Origin of the sequence: Halomonas sp. TD01 (genome assembly GCF_923868895.1) — a bacterium.
Classification (GTDB): Bacteria; Pseudomonadota; Gammaproteobacteria; order Pseudomonadales; family Halomonadaceae; genus Vreelandella.
The window spans coordinates 2,697,303-2,718,328 of record NZ_OV350343.1 but is presented as its reverse complement, the minus strand read 5'-3'; the positions used below and the strand labels follow the sequence as shown (position 1 = coordinate 2,718,328).

Here is a 21,026-nt window from a genome sequence, read left to right as displayed (position 1 = left end):
CTGCAGGCAGGGATCAGACGCACCAATCACCCTTTTTCCGTAACCATTTACTACCACTGCGTCCAATGAATCTGCCCCAATCGCGTTGTAAACCGACAACTTACCAAAATGGCGTGAGAAGTGCGCGTTGGTGTAATTCAACGTGGTTGTTTTTTTGACATGTATCATTATGTAACAAAGGACCCTCTTGCCGTAAGACCACTTTAGGCTTAATTGATAAGCTAGACCTTTTCACGTATGTTCGCCGCTTTAATTGTTTGCGTTTATATTTACGCTTGTTTTTGACACCATTCGGCTCTTTCATGGCAAAACTAATAGCAGGCTATACATCTCCCGGTATTACCAAGATCAACGCTCTTGCTTCTTTTTTGCCTGAATACTCACATTTTTCACGCATAAGGCCACTGAGCCCTAAACCGAATGTGGTCGTTGGATGGGGTCTTAAGCCCACTAGTGATCGTGCTCGACATTATGCCTCTCGCCATAGCCTACCGTATGTCGCTCTAGAGGATGGCTTTCTTCGTTCTTTAGGATTAGGGGTTGAAGGCTATCAGCCTCATAGCATGGTAGTCGATTATACGGGCATCTATTATGACGCCTCTCGACCTAGTGATTTAGAAAACTGGCTCAATCATGACACGTTTGACGACGATGAACTTGCTCAAGCCCAACGCTGCATTGAGCAACTATCACGTTATCGCTTATCAAAATACAACCACGCGCCTGATTATCCGCTTCCCGCTGTAGGAACCGACAATGCTGGTACTAACAGTGTGTTGGTCGTGGATCAAACCGCAGGCGATGCCTCTATTCACCATGGCGGTGCTAACGCAGACAGTTTTCGGCAAATGTTAGCGTGCGCTCTAAATAATCATCCTGACGCCGATATTTTCATTAAAGTACATCCTGACGTCATCGCAGGCAAAAAACAGGGCCATCTAGCAGACGCTCACGAGAATCCTCGTTGCCACATTGTTAGCGATAACATTAACCCTTGGGCGCTATTTGATAGGGTTAAGACCGTTTATGTCGTAACAAGCCAGTTGGGGTTCGAAGCATTGATGGCTGGCAAGCAAGTACACTGTTTTGGCCTCCCCTTCTATGCGGGGTGGGGGTTAACCCATGATCAGATCAGTTGCACTCGCAGAAGGGTTCCGCGACGCCTGGAAGAAGTATTTGCCGCAGCCTATCTTCGCTACACCCGGTATGCCAACCCCTACACGGGCAACACCGCGACGCTAGAAGAGACGATTGCCCTGATTGCTGACCAAAAGCGCCAGCAAGAGCGTCTGCGTGGGGAGTGGGTGGCCTGCGGTTTCTCGTCGTGGAAAAAGCGCTTCATTGGCTATTTTCTTGGCCCAGCGGCAAAAATTGTATATCAGAAAGAGCTGCCAGCTGCTTTCGAAGCAGATGTTAAAAAACCAAATTTACTGGTGTGGTCCAGTCGTATTAACGATGACTTTAAAGCCCGCCACCGCGACCATTTAGCGACATTATGGCGAATGGAAGACGGTTTTATCCGATCGGTTGGCCTAGGGGTAGATCTTGCTCAGCCACTATCCCTGGTCATTGATCGCCTGGGCATTTACTACGACCCCAGCCAACCTAGCGAGCTAGAAAACTTGCTTAATACCGCCGACTTCAGCGATGACTTATTAGAGCGGGCGGCACAGCTGCGCGAACGGTTAGTCGCGTTAAAGCTTTCCAAATATAATGTACCGGGCAAAGAAGCCATTGAATTACCCGCCAACAAACACATTATTTTGGTGCCTGGCCAGGTAGAAAGTGATGCGTCAATTGCCACTGGCTCACCAGAGATCAGTACTAATAGTGCGCTTTTGAAAGCCGTTCGAAATGCTAACCCCGATGCCTTTATTGTGTATAAAGCTCACCCTGACGTGATTACCGGCGCTCGTATCGGAGCACTCGATACCCACGCCAAACGCCTGTATGATCTTGATGCTAGTCATATAGATATCACCGTGCTGCTAGCACGCGTTGATGCAGTGCATACCATGAGTTCGCTCACCGGCTTTGAAGCACTGCTTCGTCAACGCCAGGTATACACCTACGGCCTCCCGTTTTACGCAGGCTGGGGATTAACCCAGGATGCCATGCACTGTCCGAGACGAAACCGGGTGCTGTCACTGGATGCGCTGGTAGCAGGAACACTGCTTCTATACCCAAGCTACGTCGACCCTGGCTCTCGGCAGCTGTGTAATGCTGAAACGGTAGTCAGCCTGTTGGAGCAGGCTAAATTACAACAATTTAAGTCTCAAAAACATATGCTTACATGGAAGCAGCGACTATATCGCTGCTATCGTAACTTATTCATTGGAAGTCATTAAGTTGAAGCAAAAGCGCGCATTCTTATTTCTCCAAGGCGTCTGCTCGCCCTTTTACCAGCGTCTAGCCCGTCGGCTAACCGACGACGGACACCGCGTGGTAAAAGTTAACTTCAACGCTGGCGATATCGTCTACTGGCAGCGCACTCACAGTCAAAACCATTTGTTTCGCGGCCCGTTAAGCGAGCTACCGGCTTATATCCAGTCGCTCTGGCAACGCTACGACATTACCGACCAAGTTCTGTTTGGTGACCGCCGCCCAATTCACCGCCCGGCGGTAGACTTAGCGCCCGCTGCTGGCATTCGTACTCACGTCTTTGAAGAAGGCTATTTTCGTCCTTTTTGGGTCACCCTCGAACGCGAGGGCGTTAATGGACACTCGCTGCTACCCAGGGACCCCAAATGGTTTTTCGAAACGGGCAAAGCGCTGCCCAAATTACCCGCACCGGTCCGCTTTCGCTCATCTTTTAAAATCCGTGCCGCTCACGACATGTGCTATCACCTAGCGGGGTTAGCGAATCCCCTGGTGGCTCCGCACTACCGTAACCATGCGCCTATCACTGCACCGGTGGAGTATGCAGGCTACGCCAAACGCTTTACCTTACTTCGATACTGGAAAAGGCGCGATGCAGTACGGATTAAAAACCTGATAGAGGGCGGAAAGCCTTATTTTATGTTGCCGCTGCAGCTCAACACCGATGCTCAGATTCGTGACCATTCGCCTTATGCCAATATGGAAGAGGTGATGGACCACGTCATGGGTTCATTTGCTCTGCACGCCCCTAGCGATTCACTGCTGTGCATAAAAAACCATCCGCTAGATATGGGGCTGGTTAACTACACGGACATTATTCAAAGGCTCGAGGATTTTTACGGCCTCCAGGGGCGTATCGTTTACCTGGAGTCAGGCAACCTCAATCCATTGCTGAAACACGCTACGGGCACCGTCACAGTGAACAGCACGGTCGGCATTGTTTCCCTTGAAAAGCAGTGCCCCACTTTTGCGCTCAGTGACCCTATCTACAATTTAGCGGGCCTCACTTACGAAGGCGCTCTAGATGAGTTTTGGCATCAGCCACCGCTGCCCAGCCAAGCGCTGTTTAGCTATTTTCGCAATGCCGTGATGCACACCACGCAGATTAACGGTGGCTTTTACTGCCAGCCCAGTATCGATTTAGCCGTGAACAATGCAGCGCGTATACTGGAAGCCTGCCCCTCACCGTTGGAGAAGTTGCTGTGAGCGCTGGCGTAACGACACATCTCTCTTCTAGCACCCCACGCTGCGTGCTGATTACCGGAGCCACCGGCGCAATAGGCGGGGCGCTAGCCCATGCTTATGCAACCCCCAATACGTACTTGGTGCTACATGGCCGCAATCAGCAGGCGCTTGAAGGGTTGGCAACGGCGTGTCGAGAAAAAGGCGCGCAAGTATCGCTTTCATCGGCCAGTTTGACAGACGAAACCGAACTCAACGCTTGGCTCGATACACTATGCAACGAACACGTACCAGATATTGTGATTGCCAATGCGGGTATCAATACGCACCCAAGCGAAAGCACACTAGAGCCATGGGACGAGGTTCAAGCGCTATTGGATATTAATTTGAAAGCGCCGATTGCGATGGCACAGCGCCTTGTGCCTGCCATGCAAGCACGAGGCAGCGGTCAGTTGGTGTTTATTAGCTCATTGGCGGGCTGGCACGGCTTACCAACAACGCCTAGTTACAGTGCCAGCAAAGCGGGCATTAAAGCCTACGGAGAAGGCCTAAGAGGCTTACTTGAACCCCATGGTATTGGCGTGACCGTGGTGATGCCTGGCTACGTCACCTCACCCATGTGTAACGCCATGCCTGGCCCGAAGCCTTGGGAGTGGTCGCCAGAGCGCGCTGCCAACGCCATACAACGTGGTATTACCGCTAACCGCGCTCGTATTAGCTTTCCCTTTCCGCTGAACTTCGGCACCTGGTGGCTAGCTGTTCTACCTGCTGGCATTTCTCAATGGCTCGTTAAACGCCTTGGCTTTAATCATACCGGGGGCGTGTAGCGTGCAGCTCTTACTGTCATCCACGTTTATTAGCCCGCTTTTAGTAGGTTTACTAGGCAGCCTATTGTTCGAGGCGCTGCTAAGCCCTCGCCCTCGCCCGCTCTGGAAGCGCGGCGTTGCTACAAACATCGTCCACCTTGGCAGCTGGTTACTGTTGTTTGGGATCTTTATTCTGCTTCTGCAGCGCCCTTGGTTTGCTGTCGTCTTCGTTCTATCGCTGCAACTCGTGGTCGTGCAGTCCAGCAATACCAAATCACGCACGTTGAACGAACCCTTTATCTGTCACGACTTTGAATACTTCTGGGATGCTGTTTTGCACCCACGCCTGTATGTGCCTTTTTTTGGCATTGGTCTTGCCATTGCTGCCAGCAGTGCCGGGGCGATTGCCATTGGTAGTTTTTTGGTTTTTGAACCATCGCTGATCCGCCACTGGGGCGGCACAGCGTTTCTAGTTAATAGCCTAGCGCTGATAGCAACCGGTGCGCTGTTTGTTTGGCTGGGGTGGCGCAAATTGCCGTCTATCACGCTTAACCCTGTGATTGACCTAGATCGGCTGGGGCTATTTTCCAGCCTGTGGACATACGGCATTGCCCTGGCCCACTCCAAACCGCCCACACCAGACGCATCGCCCTTCCATCGATTGACTCAACACTGCCTTGAGCAAGACGCCCATGCGACGCTGCCTAACGTTGTGTTGGTACAGAGTGAATCGTTTTTTGATCCTCGCCCATGGTGTAGCGAGATTGCCGCTGACTTACTGCCGAATTATGATGCTACGTGCAGGGAAGCTGTAGCCAAGGGAGCGCTGAATGTGCCCGCATGGGGCGCAAATACAGTGCGAACCGAATGCGCCGTGTTAACTGGCATAGCACCTGATGCCTGGGGGCCGCGCCAGTTCAATCCTTACCGCACGCTATCGCGTCATACGTTGCCCAGCATTGCCAGCGCCTTTAAAGCCCAAGGGTATCGAACTGTTTGTGTTCATCCTTACCCTGCTACGTTTTATCTGCGAGACAGCGTTATTCCAAAACTGGGGTTTGAGACGTTTGTCGACATTAGCGCCTTCGAAAGCCAGGATAAGCATGGTCAGTACATTGGCGACCAAGCGGTTGCACGAAAGATTGGACGCCTGCTTGAAGATAACGATAATAGGCCACTCTTTGTATTTGTGATTACCATGGAAAATCACGGCCCTTTACACTTAGAAGCACCCGAAAAGGCCGGGGTAGCGTCAACATTGCCTGCAGCGCCGTGGCCGCTGCCGCATCATTTGCGCGATTTGGCCGTTTACCTGCACCATCTAGGTGAATCGGATAAAATGCTCGAAAGCGTTAAAGCAGCGCTAAACTCAGCTGTAAGACCAGGACTGTTGGGCTGGTACGGTGACCACGTACCGATACTGCCTGCCGCATATAGGCACTATTCGCCTCCTGCTAGCAGCACCCCGTACATGATATGGTCAACGGAAATAGATCGTAATTTGCATGACAAACCGCCCATTGAGCGCGAGTCGTGCACGCTGGAAGCAAACGAACTTGGCGTCTACCTATTTAAACAAGCGTTTGGACGCGATATAAGTAGCGATGTGATCAAGGCAGAACCAGAACCTCAGGAGCAAGAATGACTAAACGCGTTGCCATTATCGGCGCCGCCCATCGTTTCCCCGGCACCACACCTGAAACGTTCTGGCAGGACCTGCAAGCCGAAAAAGACCTCGTCACCCAAGTGGCCCCCGACCGTTGGAGCCACGATGCTTTCTGGCATCCTGACAAACGCCACCCTGGCACCAGCGTCACGTTTGCCGCGGGTAGCCTGGGCGATATCAGCGGCTTCGACGCAGAGTTTTTCGGCATTTCGCCCCGTGAAGCGGCGAACATGGATCCGCAACAGCGCATGCTGTTAGAACTTACCTGGGAAGCCATGGAAAGCGCGGGCATCGTGCCCAGCACCCTCCGCGGCAGCCAATGCGGCGTTTTCCTTGGCGTCGCCAGCCTTGATTACTCCTATCGCCTGGCCGATGACATGTCAGCGATTGATGCCTCTACCGCGACAGGTAATACCTCAAGTATTGCGTCTAACCGGCTTTCTTACGTCTTTGATCTGCATGGCCCCAGCATGTCGCTGGATACCGCCTGCTCATCTTCTATGGTCGCGTTCCATCAAGCGTGCCAATCAATTCGCAGCGGCGAAACCAACATGGCGCTGGCGGGGGGCATAAGCCTGCACCTGCACCCGTATGGTTTTATTATTTTCTCGAAGGCCAGCATGCTCTCCCCCACTGGGCGCTGCCAAGTCTTCGATGAAGCCGGCAATGGCTACGTGCGTTCAGAAGGCGCCGGGCTATTTTTGCTAAAAGATTATGATCAAGCCGTGGCCGATGGCGATAATATCCTAGCCGTGGTAGCAGGCTCAGCGGTTAACACTGACGGCCACAAGTCCGGCCTCACCGTGCCCAATCCCAGCGCACAGATTGATTTAATGCGCCGCGCCTACGAACAAGCGGGCATTTCGCCGGACGAGATCGACTACCTTGAAGCTCACGGCACCGGCACCGCCGTTGGCGACCCCATTGAAACTCGTGCTATCGGCGAAGCACTCGGCAAGCACCGTAAAACGCCGCTCCTGATTGGCTCAGTGAAAAGTAACCTTGGTCATTTAGAAACGGCCTCTGGCGTTGCCGGACTTGCTAAAGCGCTCTACAGCCTGCAGCACCGTGAAGTGCCCGCCACGATTGGCATACGCAACCTTAATCCTCGTATCAAATTTGATGAGTGGAACATTAGCGTTGTTACCAAAGCCCAGGCGCTCAAAAAACAGGGCCGCTTGGTCATTGGCGTTAACTCCTTTGGTTTTGGCGGTGCCAACGCTCACGTCATACTGGAAAGCGCTCCAGAAAAAGCATCAACACCTCGCCAAGTGCCCGATACCCCGCTGCCACTTCGCATTAGTGCACGAAGCCAGGAAGCGCTGGCAGATAATGCCCGCGAACTAGCGAATTTCTTACGCGAAAGCGATCATGCTTTTTATGATATTGCTCATACGCTGAACAGCCACCGTGAACAACACACGCATGGCGCGCTCTGCTTCGCCCAAACACCGGAAGCCGCCGTCAGTGCGCTCAGCCAGTTTGCCGAAGGTGAAACCAACAGCGTTGTGACACTTGAGCGCTTAGCTAACGCCCGCGGCCCAGTGTTCGTATACGACGGCAACGGCTGCCAATGGGAAACCATGGGCCACGACCTGCTGGATAGCGAACCAGCGTTTAGCGATGCCATTGATCGTGTGGATGCCCTATTCCAGAAACATGGCGATTTTTCACTGCGTGACGAGCTGGCGGGCCGCAACCAGTCAGAAGCCGGCGGTGGCCGCTTTGATCGCACTGAAATCGCTCAGCCGGCACTGTTTGCACTGCAGGTAGCGTTAACCGAATGGCTTAAATCCAAGGGCATTGTGCCCACCGCCGTATTCGGCCATAGCGTTGGCGAAGTGGCTGCCGCGTGGGCGTCCGGCGCACTGACGCTAGAAGACGCCGTTAACGTTATTTACTACCGCAGCTTCTACCAAGGCAAAACCCGTGGCCTTGGGGAAATGACGGCCGTCGCCATGAGCGCGGAAGAGATCGCTCCCTGGCTTGAAAAACCCGAATTTAGCAACATCAGCTTGGCGGGCATTAACAGTCCCAAAGGCATCACCTTAGCGGGTGACCGTGACCAACTAAGCGCCATTGAAGCAGCCCTTAGCGAACAGAGCACCTTTGCTAAGCGCCTGCCATTGGATTACGCCTTTCACAGCCCCGCCATGGACAGCATCAAAGCTGGCGTTTTAGAAGCCTTGGCTGACATTCGCCCGCGCACCACAACGATTCCTTATGTATCCACCGTCACGGGCACTATCAGTGAAGGCACACAACTGGATGCCCATTACTGGTGGCTCAATATTCGTGAACCTGTTCTATTTGATAACGCCGCGACGGTGCTTATTGAGCAGGGCTATAACGTTTTTGTGGAAGTCGGCGCCCATCCTATCCTACGCCGCTATCTGAACGAGTCCCTGCGCCAGCAAGAGCGCAGCGGATTAGTGCTAGGCACCATTGAGCGTCATATGTCAGGCGTAGACGGCTTAACTCGCTGCCTTGGCCAATTGCTGCTAAGCGGGTTAACGCTTAATAGCCACCACTTTTTCCCCGTGGAAGGCCAGCGAGTGCTGCTGCCACGCTACGCCTGGCAACGCACCCAGCTTTGGGTGCAAGGCACTAACGATGGTCAGGGGCTGCTTTCCCGTTATTACCAGCACCCGCTATTGGGCTACCCATTGGCGCAGCAGGATCACACCTGGGAAAGCCAGTTGGACACCAAGCGCCAGCCATGGCTTGCTGACCACGTCGTCGGCGAAGGCGCAGTCTTCCCGGGCGCTGGGTTTGTGGAGCTGACGCTTGCCGCGGCCCTGCAGCAGAAAGACACTCCGCTTTTAGACATTGAAGAGCTGGAGATTCGCGCCCCGTTGCTTCTGGATGGCCCCAATGGCCGCACCATGCGCTTAACGCTGGACCCAGACGACGGCCGCTTAGCGATCCACTCCCGCGAGCCTGCAACCGGCAGCGAATGGCAGCTAAATGCTGTTGCTCGCCGTATGCGCGAAAGCCGAGGCTTTTTGCTCAACCGCCAAGTGCCTAGCCTGCCTAACCGCGCACCTGACTATACCCTGGTCGAGCATTTGCAGATGGCCGAGCGCATCGGACTGCATTACGGCCCTGCGTTCCAAGCCATTAGCCGTGGCTGGATTGAAGGCGACTGCGTCATAGGTGAAATTACCCTATCCGATAGCGTTCAGTCGCAGCTCGATACGCTGCACGTTCATCCGGGCATTCTGGACAGTGCTTTCCAGATGTTTATTCCGCTGCTGGCTCAACACAGCGAGTTTGCAGCGCAGTTAGCCTTCGTGCCAGTTCGCGTTGGGCGCATTCAGGTTAACGCTGAAGCCGGTGCCCCCGTGCTAGCACGGGCCGTGATGGGTAAACGCGCACCTCACTCCTTCACCGCCGACTTCGAGCTGTATGATGCTGCTGGCAACGCCGTGGCCGTACTCAGTGAAACTCGCTTCAAAGCGATTCGCCTGAACCGCGCCCACCATCAGCATTTTAGCTACCTGGATGTTGAGTTAACGCCTGCCCCGCTGACCGCGGCAAAACTACCATTGCCTGACAATGCATTCACCCGACTAGCAGGGCTAAGCGATGCGTTTGCCGCCAGCACTGGTCAACGCTATGCCCAAGAAGTATCACCGTTACTTGATAGCCTTAGTGAAGCTTTTTCTGGCGTTAATGTTGACAGTGGCGAAGATCAACTCGCACCCGAAACCATTTGGCAGTTACTGGTACAGGATTACCCCGATTATTTTGCCCCTATTCATATGGTGGGCCGCTTAGGGCTGCACCGTGAGCAACTCACCAGCGGCAGCGATACACTTGAAAGCTTAGGCATTACGGCTGAGCACCTGGCGGGCATTAACCGCGTCCTTATCGGCGAAGACGGCTGGCAAGTGCTAGCGGCCGAGCTTGGCGCATTGATGGAGGCCACGCTAGCCACGCTGCCCAACGGTCAGCGAGTGCAGCTGTTGGAAGCGGGCCCTTGTGCTCCTGCCCTTGGCCAGCGCCTGCTCGAACAGTTGGCTAACACGGCACTCATCGCGAAAGATGCGCACCACTACCGTGCCATCACCACCAGCGACACAGCTCGCCATCAGGCGGAACAGCTTCAAGAGCGCTTCCCGCTGATAGATGTTCAGCCGCTGGACGACTCATTGCCCACGCTTAGCAGTGCAGAAAAAGCCCAACTGGCGTTTATCAGCGTGGACGTGACCCAGCCCGAACGCACCCGCCAACTGATTGAAGCCCTGCCTGCCCAGCTTGCCCCTGGTGCTCAGGTAATGGTGATCAGCGTTCACCCCAGCCGTTGGCTGGATGATTTGCTGGCCACACCAGGCATCGACCAAACGGCCCTGGAACAAGACACCCTACGCGATTGGTTAACCAACCAAGGCCTTAGCGTTTCGCCGCCAGTCGAGCTTGAAGAAAACGGCGCTTACCTGCTTCATGCCCAATACGCAGCAGGTGATGACTTACCGATTCAAAATGCGGCAGAGGCATACCACCTAATTGTCTCTGACGCTGAGCACGAAACACTCGCCGCCCAACTTGCAGAGCGGCTAGGCACGACCAACACATGGCTAACCGTCAGCGATGCAACTCCGCAAGCACTGTTAAATACAGCGCTGAGGGAACGCCAAGACGCACCTGCCGCACTCAATGTGATTGACCTACGTGGGCTAAAGGGCAGTACAACCACCGCCCAAACCCAACGCTGTTACGCAGCACAGCAATGGTCGCTGGCATTAGAAGCAAGCGGGCTTGAAAGCCAAGGCAGCCGCGTCACGCTTTGGCTGTCGACCCAGGATGCCAGTACAGGCGATGACGCCGCGCTATGGGGCTTTGGCCGCTCGCTAGCAAATGAAGCGGTTGGCCATAGCGTCACGCTGATCGACCTACCAGGCACACCCAGCGATGCGACGCTAAACGCGTTTGCAGCGTCACTTGCCATGCCAGATAATGAAAACGAGCTGGTAATAACCGTTGAAGGCGAACGGTTTGCCACGCGTCTTCGCACCCTGCCCGCGCCTCATCCAGAGAAACAGGCAAGCGCTGCGCCTCATCAAGCAATGACGCTGGGCTTTACCTTGCCTGGACAACTGCGCCAGCTGCAGTGGCGGCCACGCCCGCTGCCTGAACTGGGTGCAGATGAGGTAGAAATTCGCGTCAAAGCAACCGGCCTCAACTTCCGCGATGTCATGTACACCCTTGGCTTACTGTCCGATGAAGCGATTGAAAATGGCTTTGCCGGGCCAACCCTAGGGCTTGAGTTTTCGGGGGAGGTTCTCGCGGTTGGCGCCAATGTCCAGCACATTGCGCCCGGCCAAGCGGTCGTAGGCTTTGGGCCAGCCAGCTTCAGCGACCGGCTGATTGCCAGCCAGCATGCCGTAGCGCCACTGCCTGAAGGCGTGAGCTATGCCGCCGCTGCGACGATTCCTACCACCTTCTTTACGGTGTACTACGCGCTGAAACATCTGGCACGCCTGGAGCCTGGCGAAAAAGTACTGATTCACGGCGCCGCTGGCGGCGTAGGGATCGCCGCGCTGCAAATTGCCCAATGGCTGGGTGCCGACATCTATGCCACGGTCGGGTCTGAAGAGAAGCGCGACTTCCTGCGCCTCATGGGTGAAGAACGCATCTACGACTCCCGTTCGCTGACGTTTGCTGAAGAGATCCTAGAGGACACTCAAGGCGAAGGCGTAGATATCGTACTGAACTCTTTGGCAGGCGAAGCGATCAACCAAAACCTCCGCGCATTGCGCCCGTTTGGCCGCTTCCTAGAATTAGGCAAACGTGACTTCTATGAAAACACCCATATTGGCCTGCGCCCGTTCCGCAACAACTTGAGCTACTTCGGCATCGACTCCGATCAGCTGATGAAAGTGCAGCCTGCCCTCACCCAACGCCTGTTCGGTGAAATGATGGCGCTGTTTAACGATGGCACATTAAGTCCGCTGCCGTTCACAGCGTTCAGCCACAGCCAGGTGATTGACGCCTTCCGTTACATGCAGCAAGCACGCCAAATCGGCAAAGTCGTGGTCACCTACGAACAACCTATTGCGCCGCCGCGTGACGAACTCTTAGGCACGGGCGCCATGACACTGGCTGCCGATGCCAGCTATCTGGTGACCGGTGGACTAGGTGGCTTTGGCCTAAAAACTGCCCAATGGCTGGTCAGCAAAGGCGCACGTCAGCTTGTCCTGCTAAGCCGTAGCGGCCCCGCTAGCGAAGAAGCCCAGTCAGCTATCGCAACCTTCGAAGCCCAAGGCGTGAAGGTACTAGCAGCAGCATGTGATATTACCGATCACGATGCGCTAGCGAGCGTTATGGGACGCGTCCAACGCGAACTTAGCCCGCTGCGTGGCATCGTGCATGCCGCGACGGTGATCGACGACGGCTTGATTCGCAACTTAGATGCTGAGCGCATTCAAAAGGTACTGGCTCCTAAAATTGACGGTGCCCGTCACCTGGACGTCCTCACCCGCGACATTGAGCTAGACTTCTTTGTGCTCTACTCCTCGGCTACCACGCTATTTGGTAACCCAGGGCAGGCCAATTACGTTGCCGCTAACCACTGGCTAGAAGCCTTTGCTGCCCGCCGCCGCGCCGCTGGCCTTCCTGCCACCTGTGTACGCTGGGGTGCCATTGAAGATGTCGGTTTCCTGGCACGCAACACGCGCACACGAGATGCGTTGCAAGAGCGCTTAGGCGGTTCTGCGCTGCGCTCTGATGATGCCCTCAATGTGCTCGAGCAAATGTTGCTAACACCTGGGCCAAGCCTTGGTGTTCTTGAGCTTGAGTGGGGAGCACTGGCGCGCTTCTTGCCCACAGCCCAAGCACCACGGTTCAACGAAATTGCCCGCGCCAGCGATGATGATGGCAGCATTGACCACGACGACGATATCAGTGCTCTACTGGCCGACCTTTCGCCCGAAGAGTTACATAGCACCATTACCGACCTACTGCGCGCAGAACTGGCCAGTATTCTGTTGATTGATGAAGAGAAAATCGACATTAATCGCTCGGTGTACGATATGGGCTTTGATTCACTCATGGGCGTTGAATTGATGACCGCCATCGAGAACCGCCTAAATGTGCAAGTACCGGTAATGGTGCTGAGTGAGGCGTCAACGTTGAACAAGCTGGCAGTTGTGCTGATTCAAAAGTTACATCAGCATGACAATGATGTTGAAGAAGCGCCACAAGATGCGTTAGCCTCTCTGGCCGCTCGCCACGGGGCGGACGGGCTCAACAATGAGACGGCTTCAACATCGACCACCGAGACACCATGACCGTAAAGCGCTCTGAACTGAAACGACAGCTGCTGGAACAGGCACGCAAGCGCCCAACGCCCCGAGCCACCAGCCCCCAAACGCCTGCTACGTCAGGCGCTGAGGCAACTCGGACGGTTCCCGAGCGCTTTACACGATTTGATGCCCACCCGGGCTATCAACAGCTAGTCATGATGCGTCAGGGCGCAAAACAGCTAGGCCTGATAGACCCGTTCTTTAAAGTCCACGACGGGCTCGCCGGTGCCACCAGCGTGATTGATGGACATTTGTGCATCAATTTCGCCAGCTATAACTACCTGGGTTACTCCGGCGACCCGCGGGTTGTTCAAGCAGCATCCGATGCAGCGGCTCACTACGGCACATCCGTATCGGCCAGTCGCGTTGTGTCGGGAGAACGTCCTATTCACGGTGAACTAGAACAGGCGATCGCCAACATCTATGGTGTTGAAGACGCCGTTGCTTTTGTCAGCGGTCACGCGACAAATGTGTCCACCCTTGGTTATCTGTTAGGCCCGAAAGACCTCGTGCTTCACGACGAGTACATTCACAACAGCTCGTTAGTCGGCGCGCAACTTTCCGGCGCTAAGCGCATGTCTTTCAGCCATAACGATCCCGCCGCACTGGACGCCCTGTTAAGTCGTCACCGCCATCAATTTGAACGCGTACTTGTCGTTATCGAAGGGCTTTACAGCATGGATGGCGACATCCCCGACTTGCCCCGCTTTATTGAACTAAAGCAGCGCCATCAGGCGTGGTTGATGGTAGATGAAGCGCATTCGTTTGGCGTCATGGGCGACACTGGCCTAGGCTTACGAGAGCACTTTGCGGTTGACCCAACCGATGTTGATATTTGGATGGGCACCATGAGCAAAACGCTATCAGGCTGCGGGGGCTATATCGCAGGCAATAAAGCGCTGGTAGAAACGCTGCGCTACTTTGCACCCGGCTTTCTTTATAGCGTCGGCATGCCCGCCCAAGTGGCTGCTCCCTCGCTTAAAGTACTGGAATTGATGCCCCAGGAAACCGAGCGCGTTACCCAGTTACAGACAATTTCGCGCTACTTCCTAGAGCAGGCACAAGCTAGGGGAATGGACACCGGCCACAGCATTGGCTCTGCCGTCGTACCCGTTATTGTGGGAAGCTCGCCGCTCGCGGCACATCTCTCTCATGCGCTGTTTGCACAGCACATTAATGTGCAGCCTATTCTGTATCCTGCGGTTCCTGAAAAAAGCGCTCGGCTACGCTTTTTTCTTTCCTGTGAACACACGAAAGCCCATGTTGACCAAACGCTGGATGCACTCGCGCTACTGCTCGCAAACGCCAAAGGGTGATTTATGGAGGAGCTCGAAACCCAAGCAAAGTGGACCAACCCCTGCTGGTATGTGATTCAATGCAAAGGCGGCGAGTCATTTCGCGCCGCTGAACACCTCACCAACCAAGGGTACGAGGTGTTCCACCCCGTACTTAACGCCAAACGTAAGCGCCAAGGCAAACTCACGCTGGTGACCGAACCACTTTTCCCCTATTACCTGTTTATTCGTTTGGATCAGATCGTCAGCAACTGGCGGCCAATTCGCTCCACCCGTGGCGTACTGCGCCTACTCACCTTTGGCAATACGCCCATTGCCGTGCCGGACGCCTTGGTAGATACCCTACGTGCACAGCCGCACCGTCAGGAAGGCAGCCACAGCTACTTCTGCGCAGGGGAAAAAGTGACGATCACCGACGGGCCATTCAGAGATTTAGAAGCCGTCTTTAAACGCTGCAAAGGCGAAGAGCGCGCCATTGTGCTGCTTAACGTGCTACAACGCCCACAGGATGTCGAGATATCTGTCGACAGCTTACAAAAGCGCGAGGGGTGATACTCTCACATCGCGGGTGTCACGAATCTCGCGAGGGACGAGCGAATGAGGCACCCGCGTTGGCGGCAGAGCCGCACAACCTTATCGATGAAATTGCTTCTCTCGCTCGGGCTGCCAGAAAATAGCATCAATACGTAGACGTACTTCGGTGTTGTTGGGTAACGGCCATTCAATAACATCGCCTACTCGCAAGCCAATTAACGCTGCGCCAATCGGTGCCATCACCGAAATGCCATCCTCGACGCTTTCAAGCGCATGAGGATACACCAACGTTCGAATCATCTGACGCTCGCGGGTCAGGTCAGTAAAGCGTATCTGGCTATTCATACTGACCACATCCTCAGGTATATCCTGAGGGTCAAGCACCTCTCCGCGGGCCAACTCTTCTTCCAGTAGCTCCGCCACCATCATGTCTTTTTCAGATGCAGTATCAATCAGGCGCTGAAGTCGTTCAGCATCAAGACGGTTAATGATAATAGGAGGACGCTGCCCCATTTCTACTCTCCTTGGAAAGCAATCAATAGTGATGTTAGTGAGTGTAAAACGCACCAACGAAAACAGCCCTTCCCCAAAGGGAAAGGACTGTGTCACGACAGTGTATGTGGTTTAGCTAATAAAAGCGATTAGATAACGCCCTGCTCAATCATCGCATCGGCCACTTTGCGGAAGCCCGCAATGTTTGCTCCCAATACAAGATTGTCAGGTTCGCCAAATTCGCTTGCTGTATCCGCACACTGACGATAAATATCCGCCATAATCTGTTTAAGCTTCTGGTCAACCTTCTCTAACGGCCACTGTTCCATACTGCTGTTCTGGGCCATCTCCAACTGGCTGGTCGCCACACCACCCGCATTAGCTGCCTTGCCAGGCCCATAGGCAATTTTAGCCTCCAAAAAGACATCTACCGCCTCTTTGGTAGAAGGCATGTTCGCCCCCTCGCTCACGCAGGTAACGCCATTGGCTAACAGTGCCTTGGCATCGGCTTCGGTCAGCTCGTTTTGCGTCGCACAAGGGAACGCCGCCTCGCCTTCAATACGCCAAACCGCGTGGCCATCCTGCGGATAATCGCGAGCCGGAATATAGTGGGCTTCGGGATGATCGTGCAGATAGCTTTCCAGCGATACACGCTGTACTTCTTTTAACTGTTTTAGCAAACCTAAATCGATGCCGCTCGGGTCGTGAATCATCCCTTTTGAATCACTACAGGTAACTGGCCTCGCACCTAGCTCATATAGCTTCTCAATAGTATAGATCGCCACGTTGCCCGCGCCAGATACCAAGCATGTTTTACCACGCAAGGCTTCATCTTTAGCTGCCAGCATGTTCTCGGCAAAATAGACCGCACCGTAGCCAGTGGCCTCTTTCCGGCCAAGAGAGCCGCCCCAGTTTAGCCCTTTCCCAGTCAGCACGCCTTCGTAACGCCCCGTTAAACGCTTATATTGGCCAAATAGGTAACCAATTTCTCGCCCACCAACGCCGATATCCCCAGCGGGCACATCAGTATGCGGCCCGATATGACGATAAAGTTCCGACATAAAAGCCTGGCAGAAACGCATGATTTCGTTGTCAGACTTCCCCTTCGGATCAAAGTCAGCACCGCCTTTACCACCACCAATCGGCAACCCCGTTAACGCATTTTTGAAGATTTGCTCAAACCCTAAAAACTTAATGGTGCCCGACGTCACGCTGGGGTGAAAACGCAAACCGCCTTTATAAGGGCCAAGCGCCGAATTAAATTGCACGCGATAGCCTTTGTTCACCTGTACACGGCCGGCATCATCCACCCAGCTCACCCGAAACATCACTTGGCGTTCCGGCTCAACAATACGCTCAATAATGCTGTGCTGATGGTAATGCGGCGCACGCTCGAACAACGGGCGAAGACACTCAAGCACTTCCTCAGTGGCTTGATAAAACTCAGTTTGTGCAGGGCTACTTTTCGCTAAACGCGTCAGCGTATCGTGGACATAAGGCATAAACAGGCACCCTTTTATAGTTAAAAACGTCGATTTGCTGGCCAGAGCGATGACGTATTTAACTGCGAGCACGTAAACCTGCATACCCTATGCCGGTTCGGTATAGGCAAAAATCGCATCAAAAATAGACTAAAGTGGTAGCTAAATCGCCCCGTTTTGGTGCAATTAACAAAATCTAATAAACGATTTATTAACGAAAAAAAGAAAAAAGCCCCACATACCGTGCGTGGCGTGGCATAAAGAACCGCGCCAAGAACGAGCGAATGAGGCACCCGTGATTTAGACACGGCTACCCTAAGTCATCACATTCAATGTTTCTAAACAACAAGCAGGCCTACCAAACATTATCAAGCAGTCGCAAAATACCGCCCCACCAACTGCCGATACCAAAACATTCTAAAAATATTGATGACGCCTAGCAATATAGGCAATAAATAAATAATAAAGAATGCATTTTTCATAGCTGGCAAAAGATTAGGTAACATAAAAACAACTATGACGCCTAAAAAAACAGCAAGGTTAAAATAAAATGCTTGTCGCTCATATCCACATAAATTAACCATAACAGACTCAACAACACCAAGCTGAGCGGTAGCAATATAAAACCCAAGCGCAGCCACAAATACAATCGATGCTAAAAAATCATCAATCTCTACAAATACATACAAATAAATAAAAATAAAGAGCGTTAAAGAAGGAAACAACGTAGCGATAATAAGCTTCACCTTATAGCGCAGGCTTAATACAAACTGACTATCAAAATGTTTCGCCAATATCATTTTAGATAAAGCAGCCGTGCCGTTATTGATCACCCCCCTAGGAACGGCAGAGATCGAGCTAAAAACCAAGGCCGCAATGGAGGCAACAATCGCGATCTCGCCGCCGCCCAAAGCGGCAAAAAAGGAAGGAAGAATGAAACTCACGCCCCCGCTTGCCGCATTAGACATACCTACTACTAGGCTAGAAACCGCTTTATCTTTAGATATCAAGGCTACACTATCTTCGCTAGGTGCCTCGCGCGCTTGATAAAAACGCCAGGCAAAGACAATACACAACGATGCTAAATATGAAAAAGATAAAAAAACAAAAACAGCAGAACCATCAACCTTACCCTGAACAACATAGACACCTAATAAACAAAAAACAAATAACAAACCTATCAAAATATCGTTAACCAATAGCCGATAAAAATCTTTTTTAAAGATAAGATAATTTCTAAAAACCTGATAAACCGACGTAGAAATTATCAAGAAAAACAATGATAAAAAATCCGGAATAATCAAAAACCACGAAACCATCAGCAAAGCGACAAGGGACACCGCCCCCCCTACAACAACAGATGACAAAGAGTAGCTTAAAAAAGTATTAATGCTATCTTCTTGCGCCATCCCTTTAACCAATATCGTAGAAAACCCTATACCACAAATCATCACAAAGAACGCGGCAAGCGTATACTGCGTAGAAAAAGCCACAACCTCTTCGCCAGCGATAAAGAACATAGAAAATGTAATAACAAATATTCTAAAAGCACCAGGCGTAGCTGCTGTAATGATTGGTAATGAACGTAAAACAAAGCTCGGCAGCGGTGCCATAAAGCAATCTCTTGTAGCCAAATGAAGAAACTAGCGCAGGTCAAAGTATACTCGCCAATGGCTATACGATGGAAACCAATCAAAAGTAGCCTGCTAAGCACACCCCTCCTCCGCACCGCTCCAACCCAGCCGCGGGTGCGCCGTAGGCTTACCACGCGCTACAAAACCACTGAAATCAACCGATAGCACCTACCGTAGCGCGGTGTAACGAATCTCGCGAGGAACGAGCGAATGAGGCACCCGCGTCATCGCCAGCGCCGTGGGCTTACCACGCGCTACACAACCACTGAAATCAACCGATGGCACTACCGTAGCGCGGTGTAACGAATCTCGCGAGGAACGAGCGAATGAGGCACCCGCGTCATCGCCAGCGCCGTGGGCTTACCACGCGCTACACAACCACTGAAATCAACCAATGGCACTACCGTAGCGCGGTGTAACGAATCTCGCGAGGAACGAGCGAATGAGGCACCCGCGTCATCGCCAGCGCCGTGGGCTTACCACGCGCTACACAACCACTGAAATCAACCAATGGCACTACCGTAGCGCGGTGTAACGAATCTCGCGAGGCACGAGCGAATGAGGCACCCGCGTCATCGCCAGCGCCGTGGGCTTACCACGCGCTACACAACCACTGAAATCAACCGATGGCACTACCGTAGCGCGGCGTAACTAATCTCGCGAGGAACGAGCGAATGAGGCACCCGCGTCATCGCCAACCGAGCCACCGTCGCGGGTGCGCCTTAGGCTTACCACGCGCTACAAAACCCCTTAAACCAACCGATGGCACCTACCGTAGCGCGGTGTAACGAATCTCGCGAGGAACGAGCGAGTGAGGCACCCGCGTCATCGCCAACCGAGCCACCATCGCGGGTGCGCCGTAGGCTTACCACGCGCTACACAACCACTGAAATCAACCAATGGCACTACCGTAGCGCGGCGTAACGAATCTCGCGAGGAACGAGCGAATGAGGCACCCGCGTCATCGCCAACCGAGCCACCATCGCGGGTGCGCCGTAGGCTTACCACGCGCTACACAACCACTGAAATCAACCAATGGCACTACCGTAGCGCGGCGTAACGAATCTCGCGAGGAACGAGCGAATGAGGCACCCGCGTCATCGCCAACCGAGCCACCGCCGCGGGTGCGCCGTAGGCTTACCACGCGCTACAACCCCCCTTAAATCAACCAGTGGCACCTACCGTAGCGCGGTGTAACGAATCTCGCGAGGAACGAGCGAATGAGGCACCCGCGATGGGTGGGCCGCCCCATAGCTTCAAATCCGCTAAGTGTTGAATAACTATTTAAACACAACGTCAGAATGGAATTTTCATCGCCCACTCATGCTATTAAGCTAATAAGAAAGAGCTTGCTGCAAGGAGGCATCGTGGCTACTTATCGACGGGCATATATTCCAGGCGGAACGTATTTTTTCACGGTAGTTACCCATCACCGTCAGCCGCTACTTGCTGAGCAACAAAATATAGATGCTCTCGGGCAAGCTTTCCGTCGGGTAAAAGAAAATGCTCCTTTCATCATGGATGCTTTTGTCCTACTTCCTGACCACTTGCATTGCCTTTGGACGCTTCCCAAAGATGACACTGATTACTCATCTCGATGGCGTGATATTAAGAAATACGCTTCAAAAAACTTTCTACTTCCTGGTAATGCCACCGGCACTTGGCAACGGGGATTCTGGGAGCATGTCATACGCGATGAGCAAGATTGGCAACAACACATGGATTATATTCATTACAATCCGGTAAAGCATGGATGGGCCAACGCACCTCGCGATTGGCAGTGGTCCAGCTTCAAACGGTGTGTGAAAAAAGGATGGTATCAAGATGACTGGGGAGCAAACGACGCACCATCCATAGCAGATATCAATGGCGAATAACGATCTTCAACTGCATTCGCATCAGAGGCCACCGTCGCGGGTGCGCCGTAGGCTTACCACGCGCTACACAACCACTGAAACCAACCGATGGCACCTACCGTAGCGCGGTGTAACGAATCTCGCGAGGAACGAGCGAATGAGGCACCCGCGTCATCGCCAACCGAGCCACCGTCGCGGGTGCGCCGCAGGCTTACCACGCGCTACAAAACCACTGAAATCAACCGATGGCACCTACCGTAGCGCGGTGTAACGAATCTCGCGAGGAACGAGCGAATGAGGCACCCGCGTCATCGCCAACCGAGCCACCGTCGCGGGTGCGCCGCAGGCTTACCACGCGCTACAAAACCACTGAAATCAACCGATGGCACCTACC

The 21,026-nt window shown here is 53.4% G+C and carries 11 protein-coding genes; 8 read left to right on the top strand and 3 right to left on the bottom strand.

Translation table 11 applies throughout. The features are described 5' to 3' along the window. The first annotated feature begins 302 nt into the window (after window positions 1-302). Genes L1X57_RS12120 through rfaH form a run of 7 tightly spaced genes read left to right on the top strand, consistent with a single transcriptional unit; the run spans window position 303 to window position 15,187 of the window. Window positions 303-2,348: a capsular polysaccharide biosynthesis protein gene (locus L1X57_RS12120; protein WP_039868450.1), complete on the top strand. Its 2,046-nt coding sequence runs from the start codon at window positions 303-305 to the stop codon at window positions 2,346-2,348. Window position 2,349: 1 nt separating this feature from the next. Continuing rightward, the gene (locus L1X57_RS12115; RefSeq protein ID WP_009721844.1) at window positions 2,350-3,585 is read left to right on the top strand and encodes a capsule biosynthesis protein; all 1,236 of its coding nucleotides are present in this window, start codon (window positions 2,350-2,352) and stop codon (window positions 3,583-3,585) included. After that, window positions 3,582-4,388 carry an SDR family NAD(P)-dependent oxidoreductase gene (locus L1X57_RS12110; protein WP_009721843.1) on the top strand — a complete coding sequence of 269 codons (807 nt, stop codon included), beginning with the start codon at window positions 3,582-3,584 and terminating at the stop codon, window positions 4,386-4,388. Before L1X57_RS12115 ends, L1X57_RS12110 begins: the two co-directional genes overlap by 4 nt. 1 nt (window position 4,389) lies before the next feature. Continuing rightward, complete coding sequence (locus L1X57_RS12105; protein ID WP_009721842.1) at window positions 4,390-6,012, top strand: LTA synthase family protein; 1,623 nt, start codon at window positions 4,390-4,392, stop codon at window positions 6,010-6,012. Next, window positions 6,009-13,325 (top strand): type I polyketide synthase, encoded by a 7,317-nt coding sequence (locus L1X57_RS12100; RefSeq protein ID WP_009721841.1) that lies wholly within the window; start codon window positions 6,009-6,011, stop codon window positions 13,323-13,325. The genes L1X57_RS12105 and L1X57_RS12100 overlap by 4 nt, the downstream gene beginning before the upstream one ends. Beyond that, window positions 13,322-14,656 (top strand): aminotransferase class I/II-fold pyridoxal phosphate-dependent enzyme, encoded by a 1,335-nt coding sequence (locus tag L1X57_RS12095; protein WP_009721840.1) that lies wholly within the window; start codon window positions 13,322-13,324, stop codon window positions 14,654-14,656. The genes L1X57_RS12100 and L1X57_RS12095 overlap by 4 nt, the downstream gene beginning before the upstream one ends. Window positions 14,657-14,659: 3 nt before the next feature. After that, window positions 14,660-15,187: a transcription/translation regulatory transformer protein RfaH gene (gene rfaH / locus L1X57_RS12090; RefSeq protein WP_009721839.1), complete on the top strand. Its 528-nt coding sequence runs from the start codon at window positions 14,660-14,662 to the stop codon at window positions 15,185-15,187. A gap of 81 nt (window positions 15,188-15,268) precedes the next feature. Here the strand turns inward: rfaH and rnk are convergent, their stop codons facing one another. The 3 genes from rnk to L1X57_RS12075 all read right to left on the bottom strand — a co-directional run bounded on the left by rnk (window position 15,269) and on the right by L1X57_RS12075 (window position 18,755). Then, window positions 15,269-15,682 (bottom strand): nucleoside diphosphate kinase regulator, encoded by a 414-nt coding sequence (gene rnk / locus L1X57_RS12085; protein ID WP_009721838.1) that lies wholly within the window; start codon window positions 15,680-15,682, stop codon window positions 15,269-15,271. 128 nt (window positions 15,683-15,810) lie between these two features. Next, entirely contained in the window at window positions 15,811-17,163 is a 1,353-nt protein-coding gene (gene gdhA, locus L1X57_RS12080) for an NADP-specific glutamate dehydrogenase (protein WP_009721837.1), read from the bottom strand. 347 nt (window positions 17,164-17,510) lie between these two features. Beyond that, complete coding sequence (locus tag L1X57_RS12075) at window positions 17,511-18,755, bottom strand: hypothetical protein (RefSeq protein ID WP_009721836.1); 1,245 nt, start codon at window positions 18,753-18,755, stop codon at window positions 17,511-17,513. A 1,388-nt stretch (window positions 18,756-20,143) separates the two neighbouring features. On the opposite strand from L1X57_RS12075, the gene L1X57_RS12070 reads away from it, so the two are divergent. Further along, window positions 20,144-20,653 carry an REP-associated tyrosine transposase gene (locus tag L1X57_RS12070; RefSeq protein ID WP_009721835.1) on the top strand — a complete coding sequence of 170 codons (510 nt, stop codon included), beginning with the start codon at window positions 20,144-20,146 and terminating at the stop codon, window positions 20,651-20,653. Window positions 20,654-21,026: the final 373 nt, after the last annotated feature.